This is a genomic window from Caulobacter sp. HJHS_5, from assembly GCF_056683955.1.
Genome location: NZ_JBWZNC010000001.1, coordinates 582,501 through 607,521, shown reverse-complemented (window position 1 = coordinate 607,521; position 25,021 = coordinate 582,501). Strand labels below are relative to the sequence as shown.

General features: G+C 68.8%; 25 protein-coding genes. 17 read left to right on the top strand and 8 right to left on the bottom strand.

Annotation, left to right across the window (positions count from 1 at the left end):
• Window positions 1–133: 133 nt before the first annotated feature.
• Together ACFLIT_RS03135 and ACFLIT_RS03130 are read left to right on the top strand one after the other, a co-directional pair.
• Window positions 134–589: a (2Fe-2S)-binding protein gene (locus ACFLIT_RS03135; protein ID WP_479909706.1), complete on the top strand. Its 456-nt coding sequence runs from the start codon at window positions 134–136 to the stop codon at window positions 587–589.
• Between the two features lie 14 nt (window positions 590–603).
• A complete protein-coding gene (locus tag ACFLIT_RS03130; RefSeq protein ID WP_479909705.1) occupies window positions 604–2,766 on the top strand; it encodes a xanthine dehydrogenase family protein molybdopterin-binding subunit in 2,163 nt (720 codons plus the stop codon).
• 164 nt (window positions 2,767–2,930) lie between these two features.
• Here ACFLIT_RS03130 and ACFLIT_RS03125 read toward each other — a convergent pair whose 3' ends face one another.
• A complete protein-coding gene (locus ACFLIT_RS03125) occupies window positions 2,931–3,980 on the bottom strand; it encodes an aspartate-semialdehyde dehydrogenase (protein WP_479909704.1) in 1,050 nt (349 codons plus the stop codon).
• Window positions 3,981–4,224: 244 nt separating this feature from the next.
• Window positions 4,225–5,052, bottom strand: a complete 828-nt coding sequence (locus tag ACFLIT_RS03120; RefSeq protein ID WP_479909703.1) for a LytTR family DNA-binding domain-containing protein — start codon at window positions 5,050–5,052, stop codon at window positions 4,225–4,227.
• A 125-nt stretch (window positions 5,053–5,177) separates the two neighbouring features.
• Between ACFLIT_RS03120 and ACFLIT_RS03115 the strand changes: the two genes are divergently transcribed.
• Window positions 5,178–6,350 carry a M48 family metalloprotease gene (locus ACFLIT_RS03115; RefSeq protein WP_479909702.1) on the top strand — a complete coding sequence of 391 codons (1,173 nt, stop codon included), beginning with the start codon at window positions 5,178–5,180 and terminating at the stop codon, window positions 6,348–6,350.
• A gap of 17 nt (window positions 6,351–6,367) precedes the next feature.
• On the opposite strand, the gene ACFLIT_RS03110 is transcribed toward ACFLIT_RS03115, so the two are convergent.
• From ACFLIT_RS03110 to ACFLIT_RS03100, 3 genes are all read right to left on the bottom strand, one after another.
• Window positions 6,368–6,826 (bottom strand): bactofilin family protein, encoded by a 459-nt coding sequence (locus ACFLIT_RS03110; protein WP_479909701.1) that lies wholly within the window; start codon window positions 6,824–6,826, stop codon window positions 6,368–6,370.
• Complete coding sequence (locus ACFLIT_RS03105; RefSeq protein ID WP_479909700.1) at window positions 6,807–7,961, bottom strand: peptidoglycan DD-metalloendopeptidase family protein; 1,155 nt, start codon at window positions 7,959–7,961, stop codon at window positions 6,807–6,809. The genes ACFLIT_RS03110 and ACFLIT_RS03105 overlap by 20 nt, the downstream gene beginning before the upstream one ends.
• Window positions 7,962–8,168: 207 nt before the next feature.
• Window positions 8,169–8,636, bottom strand: a complete 468-nt coding sequence (locus ACFLIT_RS03100; protein WP_479909699.1) for a peroxiredoxin — start codon at window positions 8,634–8,636, stop codon at window positions 8,169–8,171.
• Between the two features lie 85 nt (window positions 8,637–8,721).
• Here ACFLIT_RS03100 and ACFLIT_RS03095 point away from each other — a divergent pair, with 85 nt between their 5' ends.
• Window positions 8,722–10,734 (top strand): M3 family metallopeptidase, encoded by a 2,013-nt coding sequence (locus ACFLIT_RS03095; RefSeq protein WP_479909698.1) that lies wholly within the window; start codon window positions 8,722–8,724, stop codon window positions 10,732–10,734.
• Window positions 10,735–10,878: 144 nt separating this feature from the next.
• Here ACFLIT_RS03095 and tyrS read toward each other — a convergent pair whose 3' ends face one another.
• Window positions 10,879–12,135, bottom strand: coding sequence for a tyrosine--tRNA ligase (gene tyrS / locus ACFLIT_RS03090; protein WP_479909697.1), 1,257 nt, complete (start codon window positions 12,133–12,135; stop codon window positions 10,879–10,881).
• Window positions 12,136–12,176: 41 nt separating this feature from the next.
• On the opposite strand from tyrS, the gene ACFLIT_RS03085 reads away from it, so the two are divergent.
• Window positions 12,177–13,289 (top strand): anhydro-N-acetylmuramic acid kinase, encoded by a 1,113-nt coding sequence (locus ACFLIT_RS03085; protein WP_479909696.1) that lies wholly within the window; start codon window positions 12,177–12,179, stop codon window positions 13,287–13,289.
• 59 nt (window positions 13,290–13,348) lie between these two features.
• Complete coding sequence (locus ACFLIT_RS03080; RefSeq protein ID WP_479909695.1) at window positions 13,349–13,894, top strand: hypothetical protein; 546 nt, start codon at window positions 13,349–13,351, stop codon at window positions 13,892–13,894.
• 129 nt (window positions 13,895–14,023) lie between these two features.
• On the opposite strand, the gene ACFLIT_RS03075 is transcribed toward ACFLIT_RS03080, so the two are convergent.
• Window positions 14,024–14,674, bottom strand: coding sequence for an alpha/beta hydrolase (locus tag ACFLIT_RS03075; protein WP_479909694.1), 651 nt, complete (start codon window positions 14,672–14,674; stop codon window positions 14,024–14,026).
• A 158-nt stretch (window positions 14,675–14,832) separates the two neighbouring features.
• On the opposite strand from ACFLIT_RS03075, the gene ACFLIT_RS03070 reads away from it, so the two are divergent.
• The 11 genes from ACFLIT_RS03070 (at window position 14,833) to ACFLIT_RS03020 (ending at window position 23,790) form a co-directional block, all read left to right on the top strand.
• Window positions 14,833–15,300, top strand: a complete 468-nt coding sequence (locus ACFLIT_RS03070; protein WP_479909693.1) for an Rrf2 family transcriptional regulator — start codon at window positions 14,833–14,835, stop codon at window positions 15,298–15,300.
• A complete protein-coding gene (locus ACFLIT_RS03065) occupies window positions 15,297–16,421 on the top strand; it encodes a cysteine desulfurase family protein (RefSeq protein WP_479909821.1) in 1,125 nt (374 codons plus the stop codon). Before ACFLIT_RS03070 ends, ACFLIT_RS03065 begins: the two co-directional genes overlap by 4 nt.
• On the top strand, window positions 16,422–17,900 hold the full coding sequence (gene sufB / locus ACFLIT_RS03060; RefSeq protein ID WP_479909692.1) for a Fe-S cluster assembly protein SufB: 1,479 nt from the start codon (window positions 16,422–16,424) through the stop codon (window positions 17,898–17,900).
• Between the two features lie 43 nt (window positions 17,901–17,943).
• Entirely contained in the window at window positions 17,944–18,504 is a 561-nt protein-coding gene (locus ACFLIT_RS03055) for an endonuclease domain-containing protein (protein WP_479909691.1), read from the top strand.
• Window positions 18,504–19,253 carry a Fe-S cluster assembly ATPase SufC gene (gene sufC, locus ACFLIT_RS03050; RefSeq protein WP_479909690.1) on the top strand — a complete coding sequence of 250 codons (750 nt, stop codon included), beginning with the start codon at window positions 18,504–18,506 and terminating at the stop codon, window positions 19,251–19,253. The genes ACFLIT_RS03055 and sufC overlap by 1 nt, the downstream gene beginning before the upstream one ends.
• Window positions 19,250–20,281 (top strand): Fe-S cluster assembly protein SufD, encoded by a 1,032-nt coding sequence (gene sufD / locus ACFLIT_RS03045; protein WP_479909689.1) that lies wholly within the window; start codon window positions 19,250–19,252, stop codon window positions 20,279–20,281. The genes sufC and sufD overlap by 4 nt, the downstream gene beginning before the upstream one ends.
• A complete protein-coding gene (locus ACFLIT_RS03040; RefSeq protein WP_479909820.1) occupies window positions 20,281–21,495 on the top strand; it encodes an aminotransferase class V-fold PLP-dependent enzyme in 1,215 nt (404 codons plus the stop codon). Before sufD ends, ACFLIT_RS03040 begins: the two co-directional genes overlap by 1 nt.
• 2 nt (window positions 21,496–21,497) lie before the next feature.
• Window positions 21,498–21,875 (top strand): SUF system Fe-S cluster assembly protein, encoded by a 378-nt coding sequence (locus ACFLIT_RS03035; protein WP_479909819.1) that lies wholly within the window; start codon window positions 21,498–21,500, stop codon window positions 21,873–21,875.
• Window positions 21,875–22,282, top strand: coding sequence for a HesB/IscA family protein (locus ACFLIT_RS03030; protein WP_479909688.1), 408 nt, complete (start codon window positions 21,875–21,877; stop codon window positions 22,280–22,282). Before ACFLIT_RS03035 ends, ACFLIT_RS03030 begins: the two co-directional genes overlap by 1 nt.
• Window positions 22,283–22,402: 120 nt before the next feature.
• Window positions 22,403–23,407, top strand: a complete 1,005-nt coding sequence (locus tag ACFLIT_RS03025) for a glycosyltransferase family 9 protein (RefSeq protein ID WP_479909687.1) — start codon at window positions 22,403–22,405, stop codon at window positions 23,405–23,407.
• Complete coding sequence (locus ACFLIT_RS03020; protein ID WP_479909686.1) at window positions 23,407–23,790, top strand: DUF6165 family protein; 384 nt, start codon at window positions 23,407–23,409, stop codon at window positions 23,788–23,790. Before ACFLIT_RS03025 ends, ACFLIT_RS03020 begins: the two co-directional genes overlap by 1 nt.
• Window positions 23,791–23,915: 125 nt before the next feature.
• Here the strand turns inward: ACFLIT_RS03020 and ACFLIT_RS03015 are convergent, their stop codons facing one another.
• The gene (locus ACFLIT_RS03015; protein ID WP_479909685.1) at window positions 23,916–24,971 is read right to left on the bottom strand and encodes a GGDEF domain-containing protein; all 1,056 of its coding nucleotides are present in this window, start codon (window positions 24,969–24,971) and stop codon (window positions 23,916–23,918) included.
• Window positions 24,972–25,021 lie beyond the last annotated feature (50 nt).

Genomic DNA, 25,021 nt, shown 5'->3' with positions numbered 1-25,021 from the left:
CCGACAGGTCTTTGACGGCGGAACCGTCTCCACCCCCACCCCTGCCCTTCCCCCATCCAGGGGGAGGGATCATGATCCATTGTGCGACGTCCCACCCAATGGTGTAGTCCCGCTTCCAACGGGGAGGACGGCCATGGCCAAGCTGAACGTCAACGGCAAGGCGCGCGACGTCGAGGTGGAGGCGGGGACGCCGCTGCTGTGGGTGATCCGCGAGCAGTTGGGCCTCACCGGCACGAAGTACGGCTGCGGCGTCGCCCAGTGCGGGGCCTGCACGGTGCATATCGACGGGGCGCCGGTGCGCTCGTGCAGCCTGCCGGTCGACTCGGTCGAGGCGGGCGCGAAGATCGTCACCATCGAGGGCCTGTCGGCCAAGGGCGACCATCCGCTGCAGAAGGCCTGGGTGGAGCATGACGTGCCGCAGTGCGGCTATTGCCAGTCGGGCCAGATCATGGCGGCCGCGGCCCTGCTGAAGAGCACCCCGAAGCCGACCGACGCCCAGATCGTGGAGGCGATGAGCAACATCTGCCGCTGCGGCACCTACAATCGCATCAAGGCGGCCATCAAGCAGGCCGCCGGCGTCACGGCCTGAACGGGGAGCCGACCATGAACGCGCACGCCGTTTCCCGCCGCGGATTCCTCGCCACCGTTTCCGCCGTCGCCGGCGGCATGGCGCTGGGCCTGCACATTCCGGTCGGCGAGGCCGCCGAGGCGACGCCCGAGGTCAACGCCTGGGTGGTGATCCGCCCCGACGAGACCGTGGTGGTCCGCATCGGCCGGGTGGAGATGGGGCAGGGCACCCTGACGGGCCTGGCCCAGCTCGTCGCCGAGGAGCTGGACTGCGACTGGGCCAAGGTGACCACGGAATATCCGACCCCCGGCCAGAACCTCGCCCGCCAGCGGGTGTGGGGCAGTTTCCAGACCGCCGGCAGCCAGGGCGTGCGCGGCAGCCAGCAGGCGATGCGCAAGGGCGGGGCGACGGCGCGGCTGATGCTGCTGCAGGCGGCGGCCGACGGCTGGAGCGTTCCGGTCGCCGAATGCACGGTGGCCAAGGGCGTGATCACCCATGGCCCGAGCCGCCGAACCACGACCTATGGCAAGGTGGCCGCCGCCGCGGCGAAGCTGACCCCGCCGGCCGAGGCGCCGCTGAAGGACCCGAAGGACTGGAAGATCGCCGGCCAGCCGTTGAAGCGGCTCGACACCGCGCCGAAGACCGACGGCTCGCAGATCTACAGCATCGACATGACGATGCCGGGCATGCTGAACGCCGCCATCCGCATCACCCCGACCTATGGCGGCAAGGTGAAGAGCTTCGACGCGGCGGCGATCCGCGACATGCCGGGCGTGAAGCACGTGGTCCCCGTCGGCCAGACGGCCGTCGCCGTGGTGGCCGACACCTGGTGGCGGGCCAAGACGGCGCTGGAAGCCCTGCCCATCGAATGGGACGCCGGGCCGAACACCGGCGTTTCCAGCGACTCGATCGCGGCCGGACTGAAGGCCGGGTTGACGGCGGACGGCGCGGCGGTCGGGGCCAAGACGGGCGATGCGGCGGCCGCCATCGCCGGAGCCGCCAAACGGGTCGAGGCGGACTACGCCGTCCCCTATCAGCATCACGCGACGCTGGAGCCGATGAACGCCACGGCGCTCTGGACGCCGGACAGATGCGAGGTGTGGACGGCGACGCAGGACGCCTCGGCGGCCCTGACGACGACGGTGGCCGCCGCCAGCCTGCCGGTCGAGAAGTGCGAGGTCTATCGCCTGCATCTGGGCGGCGGCTTCGGGCGCCGGGCGACCAGCCACGACTTCGTCGAGCAAGCGGTGATCATCGCCAAGCAGGTTCCAGGCGTGCCGATCAAGCTGATCTGGTCGCGCGAGGAGGACATGCTGCACGGCTATTACCACCCGACCAGCCAGTGCCGGATGGTTGGGGCGCTGAACGCCCAGGGCGAGCTGGTGGGCCTGCACATGCGGATCGCCGGGCAGTCGATCCTGAAGAGCCTCAACCCGGCGATGACCGGCAACGACGCCCTGGTCTTCCAGGGCCTGAACCTGACCGGCGAGGAAGGCCGCTTCGGCTACACGGCCATTCCGAACCTGCTGATCGACCATGTGGCCTACGGCTCGCCGATCCCGGCCGGGTTCTGGCGCGGGGTGAACAACAATCAGAATTCGCTTTATCTTGAGTGCTTCATGGACGAGCTGGCGCACGCCGCCGGCGTCGACGTCCTGGAGTTCCGGCGCAAGCTGCTGGCGAACTCGCCCAAGCACCTGGCGGTGCTGAACGCGGTGGCAGAGAAGGGCGGCTGGGGCAAGCCGCGCGCGCCCGGGCGGTATCTCGGCCTGTCGCAGCACATGGGCTACGGCAGCTATGTGGCCGCCTGCGCCGAGGTGTCGGTCAGCGACGCCGGGGTGCTGACCATCCACAAGATCACCGCCGCGACCGATCCCGGCAATGTGGTCAACCCGCAGCAGGTGAAGGCCCAGATCGAGGGCTCGTTCGTCTTCGGCCTGTCGGCCGCCCTGCACGGCGAGATCACCGTCACCGGCGGCAAGGTCGACCAGGAAAACTTCGACACCTATCCGGTGTTGCACATGGACGAGATGCCGGAGGTGGAGTCGATCCTGATGCCGTCCGGCGGCTTCTGGGGCGGGGTAGGCGAGCCGACCATCTTCGTGGCGGCGCCGGCGGTGCTGAACGCCGTGTTCGCGGCGACCGGCAAGCGGGTGCGGCAGTTGCCGCTGAGCAAGACGGATTTGAAGAGGGCTTAGGGAGCGGAAACCCCTCTCCCTCGAAGGGAGAGGGGCAGGGGTGAGGGTGCTCGCGGTGCGCTTCGGGTAAGGCTCAAGAGGCGCCGCCTGTTGAACCTGCTCGACGAGTCCCTGCCCGCACCCCCAACCCCGTCCCTTCCCCCTTCGAGGGGGAAGGGGGCCGGTTACGCCTCGGCCCCTTGCACTAACATCGCCTCGGCGATCTGCACGGCGTTGAGCGCCGCGCCCTTCAGCAGTTGATCGCCGGCCACGAACAGCGAGAGCGTGCGGCCCGACGGGTCCGAGAGGTCGCGGCGGACGCGGCCGACCAGCACGTCGCCCTGGCCCGAGGCTTCGTTCGGCATCGGGTAGTGGTTGGCGGCGGCGTCGTTGACCACGCGCACGCCGGGGGCGGCGGCGAGCGCTTCCACCGCCTCGGCGACGCCGACGACGCGGTCGAAGGTGACGGTGAGGGCCATGGAGTGGGCGCGCAGCACCGGCACGCGGACGCAGGTGAAGGAGGCGGGCAGGTCGGGGGTGCGCATGATCTTGCGGATCTCCTCCATCGCCTTGAGCTCCTCGCCGTTGTAGCCGCTCTCGGCCTCGACCTCGGCGTTGTGGCTGAACAGGTTGAAGGCGTAGGGGTGCGGCAGCACCTTGGGCGCATAGGCCTCGCCCGCCAGATAGGCGGCCGTCGACAGCTCCAGTTCCTCCATGGCGGCCGCGCCGGCGCCGGAGGCGGCCTGGTAGGTGGCGCCGACCAGGCGCTGGATCGGCGACAGGGCGTGCAGCGGCTGCAGGGCCATCACCGCGATGGCGGCGACGCAATTGGGATTGGCGACCAGCGGGCCGCCCTTGCCGAGCAGATCGCCGTTCACCTCCGGCACCACCAGCGGGATATCGCTGTGCATGCGGAAGGCCGAGGAATTGTCGACCACGCGGGCGCCGGCCCCGAGGGCGACGGGCACGAACTCGCGGCTGACCGTGGCGCCGGCCGCGAACAGGGCGACGTCGACGCCCTCGAAGGCCTGGCGGGTGGTCGCCTCGATGGTCACCGGCTGGCCGCGGAACTGCAGCGTCTTGCCGGCCGAGCGCGGCGAGGCCAGCAGGCGCAGGGCGCCGACGGGGTAGTTGCGCTGCTCCAGGCAGCCGAGCAGTTCGACGCCGACCGCACCGGTGGCGCCGACGATGGCCACCGTCTGGGGCCGCACGTTGGGGTTCTGTTGAAAGTCCATGGTCTCGCTCTCCGGTTTGAGCCGGCGGGCGGGGCGGTCATGGTCGGCGTTTGCAGCGCTTGAGACCCCGTCCATCCGGCGGGGTCTTGGGGGTGCTACGCGGCGATCGTGCGCGCACCCCCAGGCCCCGAGAGCCCGGTGGTTTTAATGGTGCGCTTAATGATCATGATCGATCGCATGGGCGGGGCCATACAGCGAGGAGCGGCGAGTTGTAAAGGCCGGGATTGCGGAAGGCCGTGGCGGGCTAGGCCCGCAGCGCGCGGTCGAAGGCCCGACGATAGGTGCGAGTACCCTTGAGTACGGTCCCATCGCGCAGTCGAACTTCAAAATCTCCGCTGCCGGTCGGCGACGTGGAGATCACGCGATCCACCGCCACCAGCGTGCGGCGATGGATGCGAACGAAGGCGCTGGCGTCGAGGGTCGCGACCAGTTGGGCCAGGGTTCCACGCACGAGGTGCTCCCGACCGCCGACGTGGAGCGCTAGGTAGTTGCCCTGGGCCTCGACCCAATCGATGGCGGGGACATCGATCCAACGGCGACCGTCTTTCATTTTCACTGGAATTCGGGCGAGCGTCGCCGGGCGATCAACGGCCGCCGCCCCCGAAGCCTTGTCCCGCTTGTCCAGGGCGTGAAACGTCAAAACATAGCTGGCCAGACAAAACATGAGCAGCAGCAGGTCGGCGCCGATCTGCTGCGCAAGCGATCCGGTGTTTCCCCCAGGCAGGGCGACGGCGGCGAGGGCGTTAGCGACTAGGATCAGAACCAGCGCCGTGGCCGGTAAGATCGCGCCATAGCCCGCCAGGGTCAGTCCCCATCGCTCGCCATCCAGCGGCAAGCATCGGCAGAGGGCGAGCAGCGGTACGGCTGTCGTCGAACCGAGCGCCGAAGCCCCAAGGATTCGCAGCAGCTCGCGCTCAAGGCCGACGGTCTGACCTAAGCTTGAAGCCCGGATCAGATTGCCGGGTTCGAGGATCAGGAGAAAGGCGAGCCAGAAGCAGAAGCCAAGGGCCGTCTCTCGTCCGAAGCGCGGCCAGTCTCGATAAGCCGGTCGGGAGGCGATCAGGGTGGTCATCGAAGCCGTCGATCTCCGTTTGTGATGAACCGCACTGGTCATGGGATGAAGCGGGGCCAGCGAACCTCGGACTTCTTGGCGCCCCGTCACACCATGAGGGCCGCTCGCCTTTTCGAGAAGCCCTCATGTTTTCGCCCGACGTTGTTAGCGTTCCCGAGAACAATCCGGCCGCCATCGCCTTCGCCCATCAGCGCGAACTGGCATGGCTGGCCCTGCAGCTGCTGTCGCTGTCGATTCCGCTCTGCGTTTTCGCGAGCGGCACGGGCGCCCGATTGCGTGAGCTCACCCTGGGGCTCGCCGGCCATCGTTGGTGGCTTGGGGTCGGCTTGTTTTTCGCCGTCTATCTGTTCTGCGCCAGCCTATTGACGCTGCCCGCCGCCTGGTGGCTCGACGTTGGCCTGCGCCAGGCATGGGGGGCGCAGGCACCGACGAGCGGCCGATGGCTTCTCGACCGCAGCTTGGCTTTGGCGGGGCAGGTCGCCGTCGCGTTGATAGCGGCGCCGGCGGCGCTGAAATTGATACGGCGGCGTCCTGGACATTGGTGGTGGTTGCTTTCCGGCGCGCTCGTCTTGGTCCTGACCACCACGCTTCTGGTTGTGCAACTGCTCGTCACGCCGATGATCGCGCGGCTTGAGCCGCTTCCTCCGGGGGCGCTGGCGGAGCGCATTCATGCGCTTGCGGCGCGTTGCGGCGCCGGCGGCGTCAGCGTGGTCGTTGGCGGTGGGGACGACACGGTGCTGGGGCTGGGCCCAACGAGCCGCATCGTTCTGCATTCCGGCCTACTGGACTCCAAGTCGGAGGCTGAGGTCGCGGCGACCTTCGCGCACGAATTGAAGCACTATGTGCTGAACGACAATCTGCTGGCTATCGCGCTCGTCGCCATCCTGATCCTGATCGGAATGCTGCTGGTCGATCGAGTCGGACGTGCGGTGATCCGACGATGGGGCAGTCGGGCCGGCGTCAGCGACTTGTCCGACCCTGCGGCGGCGCCGCTGATGGTCCTTATCCTATCGTTTTCATGGAGCCTCGCGGGATTGCCCGCCTACAACGGCGTCCAGCGATGGGTGGAAACCGAAGCGGATCGCTTCGCCCTGGAACTCGTGCGTGCGAACGAAGCCCAGGCCCGGCACATGGCGGGGATGACGCGCAGCCGCCTGAGTCTGGTCGACTATGGCCCGATCTTCGAAGTGTTTCACGCAACCCACCCGTCGATCGCAGATCGGGTGCGAATGGCCAACGCCTATCGTCCGTGGGCGGATGGCCGGATGGGGCGCTACGATCGGTATTGCAACCGATGACTGCGCCGCCCCGAGGCTCAGCCTTCCGGCGTCACCACCGGAGCCGCCAGCGCCGGGGGGGCGGCGGGTTGCGGCGGGGGGCGTTGGAATTTCAGGCTGCGGCCCTGGAAGAAGGCGCCGGTTTCCATGGCCAGTTGTTCGTGGGTGATGTCGCCGTCGACGTAGGCGGTGCCGTGGAGGCGGACCTGCTTGGCGGTGATCGCGCCGACCACGCGGCCGCGGACCTCGACCATTTCGGCGTAGACGCCGCCGTCGACGTGGCCGGTGTCGCCGATGGTCAGGCGGCCGACCCGGACGTCGCCCTTCACCGAGCCGTCGATGTGCAGGTCGCCTTCGCCGGTGATGGAGCCTTCGATGCTGGCGTCGGCGCCGATCAGGGAGGCGACGCGGGGCGCGGCCTTCTTGCCGCTGTGGGGGGCGTCCGAAGCGGGCGCGGGCGGGGCGGCGGGGGCGGACTTAGCCGGCTTGCTGAACATACTCACCGGCCTTCAGGAAGCGGTTGGGGTTCTGCGCGCGGCCGTTGACCCACACCTCGTAGTGCAGGTGGGGGCCGGTGGAGCGGCCGGTGGAGCCCATGGCCGCGATGCGCGTGCCGATGGCCACGCGCTGGCCGACGCTGACGTTGAACTTCGACAGGTGGCCGTAGCGGGTCTTGAAGCCGCCGCCGTGGTCGATCTCGACGGTGTTGCCGTAGCCGCTGCGCTGGCCGACGAAGGACACCACGCCCGGGGCGGTGGCGACGATCGGGGTGGCGAAGGCGCCGGGGAAATCGAGGCCGGAGTGGAAGGCGGGGCGGCGGGTGAAGGGATCGAGCCGCACGCCGTAGCTGGAGCTCTGGGCCGGGTTGGTGGTCGGCTTGTAGAAGGGCAGGCGATCGGCGGCGGTTTCCAGGCCGCGCATGGCGCCCATGTCGGTGGCGGCGTCCTGGATGCGGGCGGCGAAATCGGCGTCGACGTCGAGCACGGCGGCCAGGGCGCGCGGGTCCTTGGTCTCGATCAGCGGGCCGCCGAGGGCCGAGCCGCGGGCGGCGTAGCTGTCGGGGTTCAGGCCGGCGAGGCGGAAGGCCAGACGCAGGCGCTCGGCGCGGCTCTTGGCGTAGGTCTCGGCCGCGACGATCAGGCGTTCCTGATCCATGCGGGTGGCCTGCACGCGCTGCACCGGCGAGGCGTTGGCGACGAGGCGCGGCTTGGCGGGGGCCAGGGCCTGCTGCACGCCGGGGGCGCCCTTGAAGTCCTGCAGCAGGAGCGCGAGGGCGGCGTGGCGCTTCTCGACCGAGGCGGCGAGGTCGTTGATCGAGCCGTTGGTGTCGGAGAGCTGGGCGACGGCGCTGTTGAGGCGGGCCTGACGGTCGGCGCCGAGGCGTTCGTAATAGGAGCGGAGCTGGACGAGCTGCTGGTCGTTCTGGCCCTGGGACAGGCCGCCGATCAGCATGGCGCCGGTGGAGACGAGCATCCAGACGCCGCAGGCCGCCACGGCGCCGGCGCCGATCAGCTGGTTCCTGGTGGTGAGGACGTAGCCGCGCATCTGGCCGCCGGAGCGGACGTAGAGATGCCGTTCGGGAAACAGCTGTAGAAACGAATGCCGCAAACGCTTCAAGCGCGCCACATCCATCGCCAAGCCCCCCAAACGCCGATGGTGGGGCATATGCAATGATCGGAAACAGGGGCGCAAGCGCCAACACGCCGCAGACGGGCGCAATTCGGCCGGATTCGGCTCAGTTTTTCTGAAGTAACCATGTTTGCCGCCCGGCGCCACTGGGATGGGCGGCGATCCGCACTATGCCGAGGCGCTGCGGCGCGGCCGCAACACCTGCCGGCGTCAGAGCGCCTGGACGGCGGCCAGGACCTCCTCGGCGTGGCCCGCGACCTTCACCTTGCGCCAGGTGCGGCGGATGACGCCGGCGCCGTCGATCAGGAAGGTGGCGCGCTCGATGCCCATGTAGGCGCGGCCGTAGAGCACCTTCTCGCCCCAGACGCCGTAGGCCTCGACGACGCCGCCCTCGGGGTCGGCGCCCAGTTCGACGGTGAGGTCGTACTTGGCGCGGAACTTCGCGTGTTTCCTGGCGGTGTCCTTGGACACGCCGACGACCACCGCGCCGGCGGCCTCGAAGGCCGGCTTCAAGCCCGAGAAGGCGATGGCCTCGTTGGTGCAGCCCGTCGTGTCGTCCTTCGGATAGAAGTAGAGGACGACGGTCTTGCCCTTGAGGGCGGCGAGTGAGACGCGGCCGGTGTCGGTCTCGAGGTCGAAGTCGGGGGCCTTGTCGCCGGCAGCCAGTTCGATGGTCATCCGTCACTCCGATCCGCGCGAGGTGATTGCATGCGCGGGCGTCTCCCTCTAGCGAAGACCCATGCTCGAATTCAACAGGCGCCGCATGAACCGTCTCCCCATCGCCGTGCTGATCGCCGGCTCCATTCTTTCCGCCAGCCCCGCCTTCGCCGGCGCCCAGACCGACGCGGCGGCTAACGCCCAGCTGAAGGAGTCGATCCTGACCACGACCTCGGCGGCGGCGATCAACGCTCGCTGCGAGGCGGTGCTGGCGTTGGGCGAGAAGGCCAAGGCCGAGCTGGAGGCGATGAAGGGACCGGCGACGCTGACGGCCGACTTCGCGGCCTTCGACACCCTGCAACTGGTGGTCGGCGACGGCGGGCAGGAGCTTTACCTGATCTCGCAGACCAGCCCGGTGAAGGAGGTTCGCGAGGCCGCCGAGGCCTGTGTGCCGAAGATTTCGGACCTGGGGACCAAGATCTCGCTGTCGCGCCCGATCTTCGACCGGCTGTCGGCGATCCCGACGAACGGACTTGATGCGCGTAAGACCTTCACCCTGCAGAAGATGCTGACCAACTATCGCCTGGCCGGGGTCGACAAGGACGACGCGACGCGCGCCAAGGTGACGGCGCTGCAGAAGGAGATCACCGAGATCGGCCTGAAGTTCGCGGCCAACATTCGCGACGACAAGGGCGACATCAAGCTGAAGGTCGAGGACCTGGCGGGCCTGCCGCAGGACTACATCGACAGCCACAAGCCGGCGGCCGACGGCTTCGTGCACCTGACCTACGACTATCCGGACGTGATCCCGGTGTTCGACTTCGCCAGCAAGCGCGAGACGCGACGCGTGGTGCAACTGGCCTATCGCAATCGCGGCTGGCCGGCCAACGAAACGGTGCTGAAGAGCCTGCTGCAGAAGCGCTATGAGCTGGCCCAGACGCTGGGCTACGCCGACTATGCGACCCTGATCACCGCCGACAAGATGATCGGCAATCCGCAGCGGGCGGCGAGCTTCCTCGACGACGTCAACGCCGCCGCCAAGCCGGGCGCCGAGGCCGATCTGGCCGAACTGCTGACCTTCGCCAAGACGGTCGATCCGTCGATCACGCGGCTGGAAAGCTACGACAACAGCTACATGAGCAATCTTCTGCGCAAGCAGAAGTACGCCGTCGACGCGGCCGAGGTGCGCCAGTACTTCACCTACGACAAGGCGCGGACCGGCATCTTCCAGCTGATGACCGACCTGTTCGGCGCGCAGTTCAAGCCGTGGAACACGCCGGTGTGGGACAAGAGCGTCTCGGCCTGGGAGCTCCATGACAAGAGCGGCAAGCTGATCGGGCGGTTCTACCTCGACATGCATCCGCGCGAGGGCAAGTACAACCACGCCGCCCAGTTCGGCATCCGCACGGGCGTGGAGGGCCGGCAGGTCCCGGTCGGGGCGCTGGTGACCAACTTCCCGGCCACCGGGCCGATGGACCACGGCGATGTGGAGACCTTCCTCCACGAGTTCGGCCACCTGATCCACGCGCTCTATTCGGGTCACACCGAGTACGGCGTGCAGTCGATGAGCAACCTGCAGTGGGACTTCATCGAGGCGCCGTCGCAGCTGCTCGAGGAATGGGTGTGGAACTACGACACCCTGAAGACCTTCGCCTCCAATCCGCAGGGGCAGCCGATCCCCGAGGCCCTGGTCGCCAAGATGAACGCCGGCCGCCGCTTCGGCGAGCCGACGAGCTGGAAGGGCCAACTGGCCTACGCGGCCGTGTCGCTGAACTACTACAATCGCAAGCCGGACTTCGACCTGCAGCCGATGTACGACGAGCAGATCGCCCGCTACTCGCAGTTCCCGCCGGTCGCGGGCGCGCACCCCTACGCCAGCTTCGGCCACCTGGATGGCTATTCGGCGGTCTATTACACCTACGTCTGGTCCAAGGCGATCGCGCTGGACCTGTTCACAGCCTTCGAGAAGGCGGGCATCCGCGACAAGGCCGTGGCCGAGCGCTACCGCCAGCTGGTGCTGGAGCCTGGCGGCTCGCAGGACGCCAATGTGCTGATCCAGAACTTCCTCGGCCGGCCGCTGAGCCTGGAAGCGTTCAAGGCGGAATTGCAGAAGAAGTAGGGGGTTTTGAATCCCTCTCCCTCGAAGGGAGAGGGGCAGGGGTGAGGGTGACTGCGGCGGTTCGGCTCGCCGCGCCCGTTCATGAAGGTCTGCACCCCCATCCCCGACCCTTCCCCCTTCAGCAGGGGGAAGGGAGCTTCGGTTCTAACCCGGCGTCGCCAGCTTGATGGTCTTGCCCTTGGCGACCTTGATGCGGCCTTCGGCGTCGAGGTCGGCCAGGGTCACCAGGGCGCGTTCGTCGGCGACCTTGGCGTCGTTGACCTTGAAACCGCCGCCGGCGATCAGGCGGCGCGCTTCGCCGTTGGAGTTGGCGAAGCCGGCCAGCACCGCCAGGGCGGTGTTGCTGACGCCGGCTTCCAGATCGGCGCGTGGGATCGAGAACGTCGGCAGGTCGGCCGAGACGGCGCCCTGTTCGAAGGCCTTCTCGGCGGCCGAGCGCGCCGTGGCGGCGGCTTCGGCGCCGTGCAGCATGCCGGTCGCAGCGTCGGCCAGGGCCTTCTTGGCGTCGTTGATCGCCGCGCCTTGCAGGGCTTCATAGGCCGTGATGTCCGCGTCCGAGATGTCGGTGAACAGGCGCATGAAGCGGCCGACGTCGGCGTCCTCGGTGTTCCGCCAGTATTGCCAGTAGTCGTAGGGGCTGAGGGCGTCGGCGTTGAGCCAGACGGCGCCGCCTACCGTCTTGCCCATCTTCTGGCCCGAGGCCGTGGCGAGCAGGGGCGTGGTCAGGCCGAAGGCCGGCTTGGCGTCGACGCGGCGGATCAGCTCCACCCCATTGAGGATGTTGCCCCACTGGTCGGAACCGCCCATCTGCAGCACGCAGCCGTAGCGGCGGTTCAGCTCCAGGAAGTCGGTCGCCTGCATCAGCATGTAGTTGAATTCGAGGAAGGTCAGCGGCTGCTCGCGGTCGAGGCGCAGCTTCACGGACTCGAAGCTCAGCATGCGGTTGACCGTGAAGTGCACGCCGTAGTCGCGCAGGAATTCCAGGTAGCCGAGCTTCGACAGCCACTCGTCGTTGTCGAGCATGATGGCGTCGCTGGGCCCGTCGCCGAAGGTCAGGAACTTCTCGAACACGCCCTTGATGCCGGCGATGTTCTCGGCGATGCGCTCCTCGGTGAGCAGGGGGCGCTGGGTGTCCTTGAAGCTGGGGTCGCCCACCTTGGTGGTGCCGCCGCCCATCAGGACGATGGGCTTGTGGCCGGCCTGCTGCAGACGGCGCAACAGCATGATCTGGATCAGGTGGCCGACGTGCAGGCTCGGCGCGGTCGCGTCGAAGCCGATATAGCCGATGATGGTCCCGCCGCCCGCCGCCTCGTCCAGCTCGGCCGGATGGGTGATCTGATGGATGTAGCCGCGCGCCTGCATGGTCTGCAGGAAGGACGATTTGAAGGGCAGGTCGGTCATGGCGGCTAGCTAGGTTTTGCCGCCCATGGCAGTCAAGCCGCATGCGCGTTCTCGGATTCATGACCGGCACTTCCCTCGACGCCGTCGACATGGCGGTGCTGGAGACGGACGGCGAGGCGATCACCGGCTTCGGCCCGGCGGGCGAACGCAAGCTGAGCGAGGGCGTGCGCAACCTCTTGCTGGAGACGACGCACCAGGCGCTGAAGTGGCCGCGCGGCGTACCCGCCCCGGTGATCTTCGCCGAGGCCGCCGCGGCGGTGGCCCGCGAGCACTTCGAGGCGGCCGACGAATTCCTCGCCGCCAACGGCATGGCCTGGGGCGACCTCGATCTCGTGGGCATGCACGGCCAGACGGTGCTGCATGAGCGGCCGACGCCCGAGCGGGTGGGGCGCACCGTTCAGCTGGGCGACGCCCAGGCCCTGGCCGACCGCTGCGGGGCGCCTGTCGCCTTCGACTTCCGCACCGCCGATGTCGCCGCCGGCGGGGAGGGCGCGCCCCTGGCCCCGATCTATCACCGGGCCCGCGCCCTGGCCTCCGGCCTCGCCCTGCCGGCGGCCGTGCTCAATATCGGCGGGGTGGCCAATGTGACGCTCATCGATGAGGCGGGCGACCTCCTGGCCTTCGACACCGGCCCGGGCAACGGCATGATCGACCTGCTGCTGCAGGCCCACGGCGCCGGGCGCTATGACGAGGGCGGCAAGCTGGCGGCGTCCGGCTGGGTCGACGAGGACGCCCTGCAGACCCTGTTCGACCATCCCTATTTCGCGGCGCCGCCGCCGAAGTCGCTGGACCGCTACGACTTCGCGCTCGACGCGGTGGCCGACCTTTCGCTGCCCGACGCGGCCGCGACGCTGGTCGCCTTCACCGCCCGCACGGTGGCGCTGGGCGTCGCCCAGGGCAAGCAGCGGCCGACGGCGCTGATCGTCTGCGGCGGCGGCCGGCATAATCCGCAGATCATGAAGGCCCTGGCCGAGGTCGTGCCTTGCGATGTGAAGGCGGCCGAGGACTACGGCTGGCGCGGGGACTCCATAGAGGCCGAGGCCTTCGCCTATCTGGCGGCCCGCACCGCCAAGGGTCTGCCGATCAGCTTTCCTGGCACCACCGGTGTGAAGGCCCCGATGACGGGCGGGCGGATTGTGACGCCGTCAGCCTGAATTCGGCCGTCTTCGCGGCTCAGCTTGGCGTTCGGGCGGGCGTGACGGAGACTTCGACGATGATCGCCCGCGCCTCGCTCGCTTCCGCCGCTCTCGTCGCCGCCCTGTTGGCGGGCCCGGCCCTGGCCGCCGAGCCCGAGGTCGATGGCGTGATCGTCACCCGGCCGGGAACCCCGCCGGCCCTGACCACCGACCAGAAGATCGCCAACATCCTGGCCGCCGCGCGGGCGGAGGACGAGGAGGCTGACACGCGTGAGGTCGCCGGGCCGCGACAGGTGCATGGCGAGGCGAGCGTTTCGGTGGGCACGGGCGGCTATCGCGCCGCCTCGGTCTCGGCCGTGATGCCGGTCGGCGAGAACGGCATGGTCGGGATCGCCTACAGCCAGGCGCAGGGCGGGCGCGGCTTCGGCTATGGGCCGGGCTTTGGCTACGGGCCGGGAATGATGCGCGGCGGGCGGAGCCAGGCGCTGGGGATGTCGTTCGACTTCCACGACAGCAAAAAGGCCGACGCTTGCGCGCCGGCCTTTGGTGGTGGATCGCGGCCGGTGGAGCCGGCCTGGGGAAGCGAGACGCGCGGTCGGTCTGGGTGCGCACGATCAGACTGAGGGGCCGCCCCCGTCCTTCGAGGCTCGCTCCGCTCGCACCTCAGGATGAGGGCTACTGGAGAGGTGCATTCGAAATCCTCATCCTGAGGCGCCCGCGAAGCGGGCTTCGAAGGACGAGGTTTTCGCGCCTCAGATCGGGTTCGCCTCGATGCGCTTGTCGAGATAGGCGCCGACCCGCTGCTCGACTTCCGGCAGGTGCTCGGCCCAGAAGTGGGTCGCGCCGTCGACCAGTTCGTAGTCGATGACGATGCCCTTCTGGGTGCGCAGCTTGGAGACCACGCGCTCGACTTCGACCGGCGGGGTCACGGTGTCGGCGCCGCCGTGCAGAATCAGGCCCGAGGCCGGGCAGGGGGCCAGGAAGCTGAAGTCGTACATGTTGGTCGGCGGCGAGACGCTGATGAAACCGTCCGTCTCCGGGCGGCGCATCAGAAGCTGCATGCCGATGTAGGCGCCGAAGCTGTAGCCGGCGACCCAGGTCTGCGAGGCGGCGGGATTGTTGGCCTGCAGCCAGTCCAGCGCCGTGGCCGCGTCGGCCAGTTCGCCGATGCCGCCGTCGAATTCGCCCTGGCTGCGGCCGACGCCCCGGAAATTGAAGCGCAGGGTGGCGAAACCGCGCTTCATGAACAGGTGATAGAGCTGCACGGCGACCGGGTGGTTCATCTGGCCGCCGGCCCGCGGGTGGGGGTGGAGGATCAGCGCGATGGGGGCCGTTTCGGTCTTGCCCGGCGCGTAGCGCCCCTCGATCCGTCCGGCGGCGCCCGTCAGAACCACTTCAGGCATCAGTCCGCACCCTTCAAAAATTGCGTGGACGCAGCGGCTTAATAGTTGACCGCTGCGCTAGGTCTTCATACATCCGGGGCTTCGGCGCGCCGGCCCGGAAGGCCGCGCCTGTAGCACAGCGCCACGGCGAAAAGCACGCTTTCTGTGAAGGGTAAGCCATGCGGCTCAGCACCAAGGGACGTTACGCCGTCATGGCGCTGGCCGATCTGGCCGCCCGGCAAGACGTGGTGGCCGCGCGCGGCGTCGCCCTGGCCGAGGTGGCCGAGCGCCAGCAGATCTCGCTCTCCTACCTTGAACAGCTGTTTTCCCGCCTGCGCCGACGGGGGTTGGTGGTCAGCGCCCGGGGGCCGGGCGGCGGCTATCGCCTGTCTCGCGCGGCCTCCGAGATCAACATCGCCGACGTGGTGCTGGCCGTGGACGAGCCGCTGCGCGCCACCCGCTGCAAGGACGGCGGCAAGGGCTGCATGGCGCGCGGCGAGCGCTGCATCACGCACGACCTGTGGGACGAAATGGGCCGCCAGTTGCACGGCTATCTCGCCTCCGTCTCCCTGGCCGACGTGCTGAGCGGCTCGCTGCGCCGCGAGCGCCGCGCGCCGCAGGAGCCGGCGGCGTGGGTGGCGGCATGAACGGCGTCTATCTCGACTACAACGCCACGGCCCCGGTTCGCCCCGAGGCCGTCGAGGCTGTGACCCGCGCCCTGGCGGCGGCGGGCAATCCGTCGTCGGTGCACGCCGCCGGCCGCGCCGCCCGCGCGACCGTGGAGACGGCGCGGGCCGAGGTGGCGACCCTGATCGGCGTGAAGGTCGGCTCGGTCACCTTCGTCAGCGGCGGCACCGAGGCCAACGCCCTGGCCATCGAAAGCGCCCGCGCCGCCGGTTTCGAGCGCGTCGTCGTCAGCGCCGCCGACCATGACGCGACCCTCGAGAACGCCAAGGCCAGCGGTCTGCCGGTAGAGATCTGGCCCGTCGATGGCGACGGCCTGGCCGACCTGATCTGGCTGCGCGGAGCGATGACGCAGGGCGGCCGGACGCTGGTCTGCATCGCCCTGGCCAACAACGAGACGGGCGTCATCCAGGACGCGGCGGCGATCGCCGGCATCGTGCGCGAGGCCGACGGGTGGCTGCACCTCGACGCCGTGCAGGCGGCCGGGAAGATCGCTGTCGATTTCACGGCCTTGGGCGCGGACACCCTGGCCATCTCGGCCCACAAGCTGGGCGGGCCGCAGGGCGTCGGCGCCCTGATCGCCGGCACGCGGGCGACCGTGGCGCGCCGCCTGCACGGCGGCGGGCAGGAGCGGGGACGCCGGGCCGGCACCGAGAACGTGGCGGGCATCGCCGGCTTCGGCGCCGCGGCCAAAGCGGCGCTGGGCGATCTCGATGCGATCCAGGCCCAGGCCGAAGGGCGCGACGCCCTGGCGGCGCGGGTGACGGCGGCGGGCGGCGTGGCGATCGGCGAGGGCGCGCCGCGCCTGCCGCAGACTCTGTGTTTCGCCGGCCCGGGTTTCCCGTCCGAACTGCAGGTGATGGGTCTCGACCTGGCGGGCGTGATGGTCAGCGCCGGGGCGGCCTGTTCCTCGGGCAAGGTGAAGGCGAGCCGTGTGGTCGAGGCCATGGGCCGGGACGACCTGGCTCCCTATGTGCTGCGCGTCAGCGGCGGCTGGGCGACGACGCCCGCCGACTGGGCGCGTTGTGGTGATGTTTGGCTGGCGGCGTTCGAACGCCACTCGGCCCGGAAGGCGGTGGCGTAGATGGCCAATCCTCGGATCGCGACCCAGACGGTCGAGCATGTCGAAAGGCTCGAGGCCTACGAGCACGGCTTCATCACCGACATCGAGCAGGAATTCGCCCCCAAGGGCCTGACCGCCGACACCATCCGCTTCATCTCCGCCAAGAAGGAGGAGCCGCAATGGCTGCTCGACTGGCGGCTGGAGGCGTTCGAGCGCTGGCAGGAGCTTGAGGAGCCGGGCTGGGCGAAGGTGCACTTCCCGCGCATCGACTACCAGGACGCTTACTATTACGCCGCGCCGAAGGCTAAGGAGGGGCCGAAGAGCCTCGACGAGGTCGATCCCGAGATCCTGGCCGTCTACGCCAAGCTGGGCATTCCGCTGAAGGAACAGGCCGTGCTGGCCGGCGTCGAGGGCGCGCCGAAGTACGCGGTGGACGCGGTGTTCGACAGCGTCAGCGTGGTGACCACCTTCAAGAAGGAACTCGCCGCCGTCGGGGTGATCTTCTGCTCGTTCAGCGAGGCGGTGCGCGAGCATCCGGAGCTGGTGCGCAAGTACCTGGGCTCGGTGGTGCCGACCTCGGACAACTACTATGCCTGCCTGAACAGCGCGGTCTTCTCGGACGGCTCGTTCGTCTATGTGCCGCCGGGCGTGCGCTGCCCGATGGAGCTTTCGACCTATTTCCGCATCAACGCCGCCGAAAGCGGCCAGTTCGAACGCACCCTGATCATCGCCGACAAGGCCGCCTACGTCTCGTACCTGGAGGGCTGCACGGCCCCGATGCGCGACGAAAACCAGCTGCACGCGGCGGTGGTCGAGCTGGTGCTGCTGGAAGACGCCGAGATCAAATATTCGACGGTGCAGAACTGGTACCCGGGCGATCCCCAGACCGGGAAGGGCGGCATCTACAACTTCGTGACCAAGCGCGCCGACTGCCGCGGCGACCGCGCCAAGGTCAGCTGGACCCAGGTGGAGACCGGCTCGGCGATCACCTGGAAGTACCCCTCATGCCTGCTGCGGGGCGAGGGCTCGGTCGGCGAGTTCTATTCGATCGCCATCACCAACGGCCGCCAGCAGGCCGACACCGGCACCAAGATGATCCACCTGGGGGCCAATACGCGCTCGCGGATCATCTCCAAGGGCATCAGCGCCGGCAAGTCGTCGAACACCTATCGCGGCCTGGTCTCGGCGCACCCGAAGGCCAAGGGCTCGCGCAACTTCACCCAGTGCGACAGCCTGCTGATCGGCAAGGACTGCGCGGCCCACACCGTGCCCTACATCGAGGCCCGCAACGGCCACTCGATCTTCGAGCACGAGGCGACGACGACGCGGTTGTCGGAAGATCAGCTGTTCTACGCCCAGCAGCGCGGGCTCTCCCAGGAGGAGGCGGTGCAGCTGCTGGTCAACGGCTTCGTGCGCGAGGTGTTGCAGGAGCTGCCGATGGAGTTCGCCGTCGAAGCCCAGAAGCTGGTGGCGATCTCGTTGGAGGGATCGGTTGGCTGATGCTCAACAAGCTGCCGTCCCCCTGGATGGAAGGCGGTCAAAAATGACGACCCTTTCCCCCCTGGAGGGGGAAAGGGCAGGGATTGGGGGGGGCTGCGGCCTGTCCGCCTCTGAGGCCTCGCCTGAGACGCTGCACCCCCAACCCCGCCCGTTGGCTTTGCCTCGCTTCGCGGTCCCCCTTCAACAGGGGGAAGGGAGAGGTGAGCAAACCGGCCTCCGACCCGCACCCGGCGGCGTCAAGCGCGCGCGCCGGCTTCGCAAGGAGCAGACCGTCGCGGAGCGGACGCTTTGGACGGCCCTGCGAGCGAAGAAAATGAACTTCCGGCGTCAGGCTCCGATCGGGCCTTACGTGGTCGACTTCGTGCACCAAGCTTCGCGGCTGGTGATCGAGGTCGATGGCTACTACCACACGACCACTGACGGCGCGCTTCGCGACATCGCGCGCGACGCCTGGCTTGAAGGTCGCGGCTATCGGACGCTTCGGTTCCCCGAGGCGCTGATGCGCGACGAGATCGAGTCGGTGACTCTCCAGATCGTGGCCGCCGCCGCGTTCACCCCATCCCCGACCCTTCCCCCTTCGAAGGGGGAAGGGAGGAGTCGATAATGTTGAAGATTGAAAACCTCCACGCTTCCGTCGGCGACAAGCCGATCATCAAGGGGCTTACCCTCGACGTTCCGGCGGGCGAGGTGCACGCTATCATGGGGCCCAACGGGGCGGGCAAGTCGACGCTGAGCTATGTGCTGACCGGCCGCGAGGGCTATGAGGTCAGCGAGGGCTCGGCGACGCTGAACGGCGTCGATCTGCTGGCCCTGGAGCCGGCCGAGCGGGCGGCCAAGGGCGTGTTCCTGTCTTTCCAGTATCCGCTTGAGATTCCTGGTGTTCCGGCCCTGACCTTCATCCGCGCGGCGGTGAACGCCCAGCGCAAGGCGCGCGGCGAGGAAGAGATCGCGGCGCCGGCCTTCCTGAAGGCCGCCAAGGCCGAGGCGGCGCGCCTGAAGATCGACTTCGACATGCTGAAGCGTCCGCTCAACGTCGGCTTCTCCGGCGGTGAGAAGAAACGGATGGAAATCCTTCAGATGGCGATGCTTTCGCCAAAGTTCCTTATCCTCGACGAGACCGACAGCGGGCTGGATATCGACGCGCTGAAGATCGTCTCGGAAGGCGTCAACGCCATGCGCGCGCCGGACCGGGGCATGCTGGTGATCACCCACTATCAGCGCTTGCTCGACTACATCAAACCAGACCGGGTGCACGTGCTGGCGGCCGGGCGCATCGTCGCCTCGGGCGGGCCGGAGCTGGCCCTGCAGCTCGAAGCCGAGGGCTACGACCGCTATGTGAAGGACGCGGCATGAGCCTCGCCTCGGCCTTCAAGTCGGGCGACCTGACGCTGCTGCCGTCCAAGCGCGACGAGGACTGGCGCTGGACGGACCTGCGCGGCCTGATCCGCGAGGTTCCGCCGATCTCGCCCGCGTTCACCGGTGAGACGCCGCCGGGGGTGTTCGATCACCTGGCGGAGGACTTCCACGTCCTGGCCAACGGCGGCAAGGCCGAGATCGTCGCCGACGACGGCGAGCTGACGGCGGTGCTGCGGTTCGTGTCGGCCAGCGATGGGACGGCCCATGTGTCCAAGGTGACGGTGGATGTGGCGGCGGGCGCGAGCCTGACGCTGCTGGAGACCTACGAAGGCTATGGCGCGGGCTATTTCGCCCAGGCCGACCTGACGATCCGGCTCGGCGAGGGCGCGAAGCTGGAGCGCATCGTGCTGGCCGGCGACGACGCCGAGGCCGTCTCGGTGTCGCAGGCCGAGGTCACCCTGGCGGCGGGCGCGTCCTATGCCCAGACCGTGCTGACCGACGGGGCCAAGCGCCAGCGGATCGAAACCCGTATCGCCCATCCGGGCGCCGGCGCCTCCGTGCGTCTGGATGGCGGCTATCTGCTGAGGGACCGCCGCCATGCGGACCTGACGACCGCCATCGCCCACCAGGGCGTCGACGGGACCACCAGCCAGCTGACCAAGGGCGTCGTCGACGACCAGGCGCGCGGCGTGTTCCAGGGCCGGATCACGGTCGCCCACGGCGCCGACCGCACCGACGCGCGCATGGGCCACCACGCCCTGATCCTGTCGGACCGCGCCGAGGTGGACGCCAAGCCGGAGCTGCTGATCTTCGCCGACGACGTGCAGTGCGCCCACGGCAATACGGTCGGGGCGCTGGACGAGGACCAGCTGTTCTACGCCCAGCAACGCGGCCTGCCGGCCGAGGCCGCCCGGGCGCTGCTCACCGCCGCCTTCGTGGGGGAGGTGATCGACCGCATCGAGCACGAGACCGCCCGGGAGACGGCGCGGGCGTGGCTGAACCAGTGGCTGGGGGTGTCGGAATGATCGCCTTCGACGCCGAAGCCGTCCGCGCCGAGTTCCCGATCCTGTCGCGGCAGGTGAACGGCCATCCGCTGGTCTATCTCGACAGCGCGGCGTCGGCCCAGAAGCCGCGCGCGGTGATCGAGGCGATGACGCGAGCGATGGAAGGCAGCTACGCCAACGTTCACCGCGGGCTGCATACGCTCGCGAACGAAACCACCGAAGCCTATGAAAAGGCGCGGGAAAGCGTCGCGCAACTGATCAACGCCGACCTCAACGAGATCGTCTTCACCAAGGGCGGCACCGAGGCGATCAATCTGGTGGCCGATACCTTCGGGCGCAGTCTGAAGGCGGGCGACGAGATCGTCGTCAGCCAGGCAGAGCACCACGCCAACATCGTGCCCTGGCATTTCCTGCGCGAACGCCTCGGCGTGGTGCTGCGGTTCGTCCCGGTGCTGGACGACGGCAGCCTGGACATGGAGGCCTATCGCGGCCTGTTGAACGAGCGCACGCGCATGGTCGCCGTCGGCCACATGTCGAACGTCACCGGCGTGATCGCGCCGATCGCCGAGATCATCCGCCTGGCCCACGCGGCGGGCGCCCTGACCCTGATCGACGGTTGCCAGGGCGTGGTGCACCTGGCGGTGGACGTCAAAGCCCTGGACGTCGATTTCTACGTCTTCTCCGCCCACAAGCTCTACGGCCCGACCGGCATCGGCGCCCTCTACGGCAAGGCCGAGCGGCTGGCGGCGCTGCCGCCGTACCAGGGCGGCGGCGAGATGATCGGGGTGGTCGAGGAGCAGCGCATCACCTACGCCGAGCCGCCGCATCGCTTCGAAGCGGGGACGCCGGCGATCGTCGAGGCCATCGGCTTCGGCGCCGCCGTCGATTGGCTGGCCCAGTTCGACCGCCAGGCCGTCGCCGCCCATGAGCGCGCGCTCTACGACCGGGTCGCAGCCCGGCTGGAGGGCGACAACGGCCTGCGGATTCTGGGCACGGCGCCGGACAAGGGCGGCATCCTGTCGTTCACCGTCGAAGGCGCCCACGCCCACGATATCGCCCAGATTCTCGACCGTTACGGCGTCGCCGTGCGGGCCGGCACCCACTGCGCCGAGCCTTTGATGCGGCGTTTCGGCGTCACATCGAGCGCTCGCGCTTCCTTCGCCCTATATAACACCGAGGCCGAGGCCGACGCTTTCGTCGACGCCCTGGCCAAGGCCAGACGATTTTTTGCGTGACCATGGACGACGCCGCCAACATCCCCGCTTCCGAAGCCGCCAGCGCCCAAGCCGGCCCCTTGACGCAGGCCGAGCTCGATCGCCTGACCGATCAGCTGATCGGTCAGCTGAAGACCGTCTACGACCCCGAAATCCCGGTCGACATCTATGAGCTGGGCCTGATCTACAAAGTCGACATCTCGGACGACAAGGTGGTCGCCATCGACATGACCCTGACCGCGCCGGGCTGCCCGGTGGCCGGCGAGATGCCGGGCTGGGTGCAGGACGCGGTGATGGAGATCGACGGCATCAAGTCCTGCCATGTCGAGTTGGTGTTCGATCCGCCGTGGGACGCCTCGCGCATGAGCGACGAGGCCAAGCTTCAGTTGAACATGTTCTGATGGAAACCCAGACCCCGACCATCGCCCCCCGGCGCCGCGAGCGCCCCAAGGTCGTCAAGCTGACCGACGCGGCGGCCGCGCGCGTGCGCGAGATCATGGAGAAGGCCGAGACCCCTTACGCGGGCCTGCGTGTCGGGGTGAAGAACGGCGGCTGCGCCGGGCAGGAGTACATCCTCGAATACGCCAAGGAGGCCGGGCCCCTGGACGAGGTGGTCGAGGACAAGGGCGTGAAGATCCTGATCGAGCCCAAGGCCGTGCTGTTCCTGGTCGGCTCGGAGATCGACTACGAGATCACCCGCCTGTCGTCGAAGTTCGTATTCCGCAATCCGAACGAGACCGACGCCTGTGGCTGCGGCGAGAGCGTGACCATCGTGCCGCGCGACGCCAGCGTGCTCGGGGCGGACTAGGTCCGCGCGTCACCTCGTCCTTCGACAAGCTCGGGATGAGGTGATGGCGGGCGCGGCGGTCTTCTGAATTCCTCATCCTGAGCTTGTCGAAGGATGAGGAATTCACGCACGGTCCATCCGATGATCCGGACGATTCTGATCTATTCGATGGGCGAGGTGATCGGCGACGGGCTGATCAAGCTGCCGTTTATCGGCGCCCTGCGCCGCGCCTTCCCCGACGCCCGCATCACCTGGGCCGCCGCCATGGGCGAGACGGTCTATGCCGGGCCGCTGAAGGCCATCGTCGCGGGCGTGCTGGACGAGGTGATCGTCGATGGCGTGCGCGGGGCGGGGAGCCTCGACTGGTTGCCGGGGGTGAAGCCGCTGGGCGGCCGCACCTTCGATCTGGTGATCGACACTCAGGAAAACGTGGCGCGGGCCATGGTGGCGAGGCGAGCGGCCGCGGGGCTGTTTATCTCGCCGGCCGGGGGATTTCGCCTCTCGCAGCGCCGTCCGGCGGCGGACGATCCCGATCCCTGGCCGACCGCCGTGGTCGACCGGTTCGCCAAGCTGCTCAGCCTGGCGACGGGCAGGCCGGAGACGCTTTCGCCGCTGCAGATCGCCGACGCCCGCACCCGCGCCGTCGCGGAGGCTCTGCTGCCCAGCGGTCCCACCTATGTCGGGCTCGCCCCGGGGGCAGGGGGACGGGACAAGCGCTGGCCGCTGGATCGGTTCCTGGCGCTGGCCGAACGCCAGGTCGCCCGGGGACGCACGCCGGTGGGCTTCTTCGGACCGGACGAGGCCGAGGACGCCCGCGCCGCCCAGGCGGCTCTGCCCGCATTGCTGCTGCCCGAATGGGATCGCGACGACGACTTCCGCGACGTGAAGGGACCGGCCCTGGTGGTGGCCCTGGCGGGACGGCTGGCGGCGGCCGCCGCCAATGACGCCGGCCCGGGCCACATGTTCGCCGCCGGGGGCGCGCCGCTGCTCAGCCTGCAGAAGGATCGTCGCCGCGCCGCCAAGTTCCGCCCGGCCGCGCCGCGACTTGAGGTGTTGGTCGCCGAGGATTACGGAAGCGACATGACCGCCTTGCCTCTCGACGCCGCCGACGCGGCGCTCGAACGCCTGCTGAAGGGAACCGCCTGATGGCCATCCTCGTGCCCGTCTCGGCCGGCGAACTGGTCGACAAGATCACCATCCTGCGGGTGAAGGCCGAGCGGATCGACGCCGCCAAGGTCGAGAATGTCCGCAAGGAACTGGCGATGCTGGAGGCCGTGGCCGCCGACGCCCTGCCGATCACCGCCGACATCGAGCGGTTCACCGCCGAACTGGCCGAGGTCAACGCGGCCCTGTGGGACGTGGAGGACGGCAAGCGCGACTGCGAACGACGCGGGGACTTCGGGCCGGACTTCATCCGCCTGGCGCGGCTGGTCTATGTCGAAAACGACCGCCGGGCGGCCATCAAGCGCTCAATCAACGCGGCGGTGGGCTCGGATATCGTCGAGGAAAAGAGCTACCGGCCGTATTGAGGTGCGAAATCCTCGTCCTTCGAGGCCCGCTGCGCGGGCGCCTCAGGATGAGGATTTCGAATGCGCCTCAGTAGACCTCATCCTGAGGTGCGAGCGCAGCTCGCCTCGAAGGACGGGGGCGTACCTTAAGCCGCGTGCGGCAGCGGGTCGGCGCAGCTGACGCGGTTGCGACCGCCGCGCTTGGAGGCGTAGAGGGCCGCGTCGGCGCGTTCCATCAGCGAATGACCGTTCTCGCCGCGACGGCGTTCGGCCATGCCGGCGGAGACGGTGATGGTCCCGAGCTCCTCGTTGGTCGAGCGGCGCTTGAGTTGGCGGGACGAGACTTCCTCGCGGATTTCCTCCAGCACGCGGGCGACCGCCACGGCGGCTTCCGCCGGGAAGATCATGGCGAACTCCTCGCCGCCGTAGCGGGCGGCGAAGCGGGGCGTGGCGCCGACGCGGCCGATGACGCTGGCGACGTAGCGGATGACCTGGTCGCCGGTCTGGTGGCCCCAGGTGTCGTTGAAGCCCTTGAAATGGTCGATGTCGAGCACGGCCAGGCAGAGCGATTGGCCCAGCTGCTCGGCGTCGAAGCAGGCGCGCTCCAGTTCCTCGTCGAAGGCCTTGCGATTGGCGAGGTTGGTCAGGCCGTCGGTGGTGGCGTCGCGGCGCACCTGCTCGAGGTGCTCCTTCAGGCGATCGACCTCGGCGGTGGAGTCGGCGAGGCGCTGCTCCAGCGAGCGGTTCTCGCGCTGCACCTTGCGGGTGGCGCTGGCCAGGCTGGTGACGATGGCCTTGTAGGCCTTCGGATCCTGCGGCTCGTCGAGTTCCTTGCTGGCGCCGGCGAGGTGGCGGCCGAAGGCGGCGTGGGAGGCCTGGGCCTGGGTGATGGCCTTGGCGACGGCTTCCAGTTCCTTGCTGAGCAGGTCGCCGGCGTCGCGGATCTGGTCGTTGAGGCGGGCCTTCGGCAGGAAGGCGGCGGCGAGTTCCTCGGTGACCGCCTCGGTCAGCGGCTCACCGACCGAAATGAGGCGGTTCAGCTCCTTGGCCAGCGGCCCTTCCGGGTCGGCGACGAGGTGCGTCCAGAGTTCGAAATTCAGGGCCGTCGGCCAGACGCCGTGGGTTTCCAGGAGGTCGAGCGCGCGTCGCGTCAGGCTGTAGGCCTGTGGCGTTCGCAAAATCACTTCGACATCGACAGCCATTTTCCATTCCCCTCAAGCTCGGCCTTTGGATGGTCGAGCTTGAGAGAGGA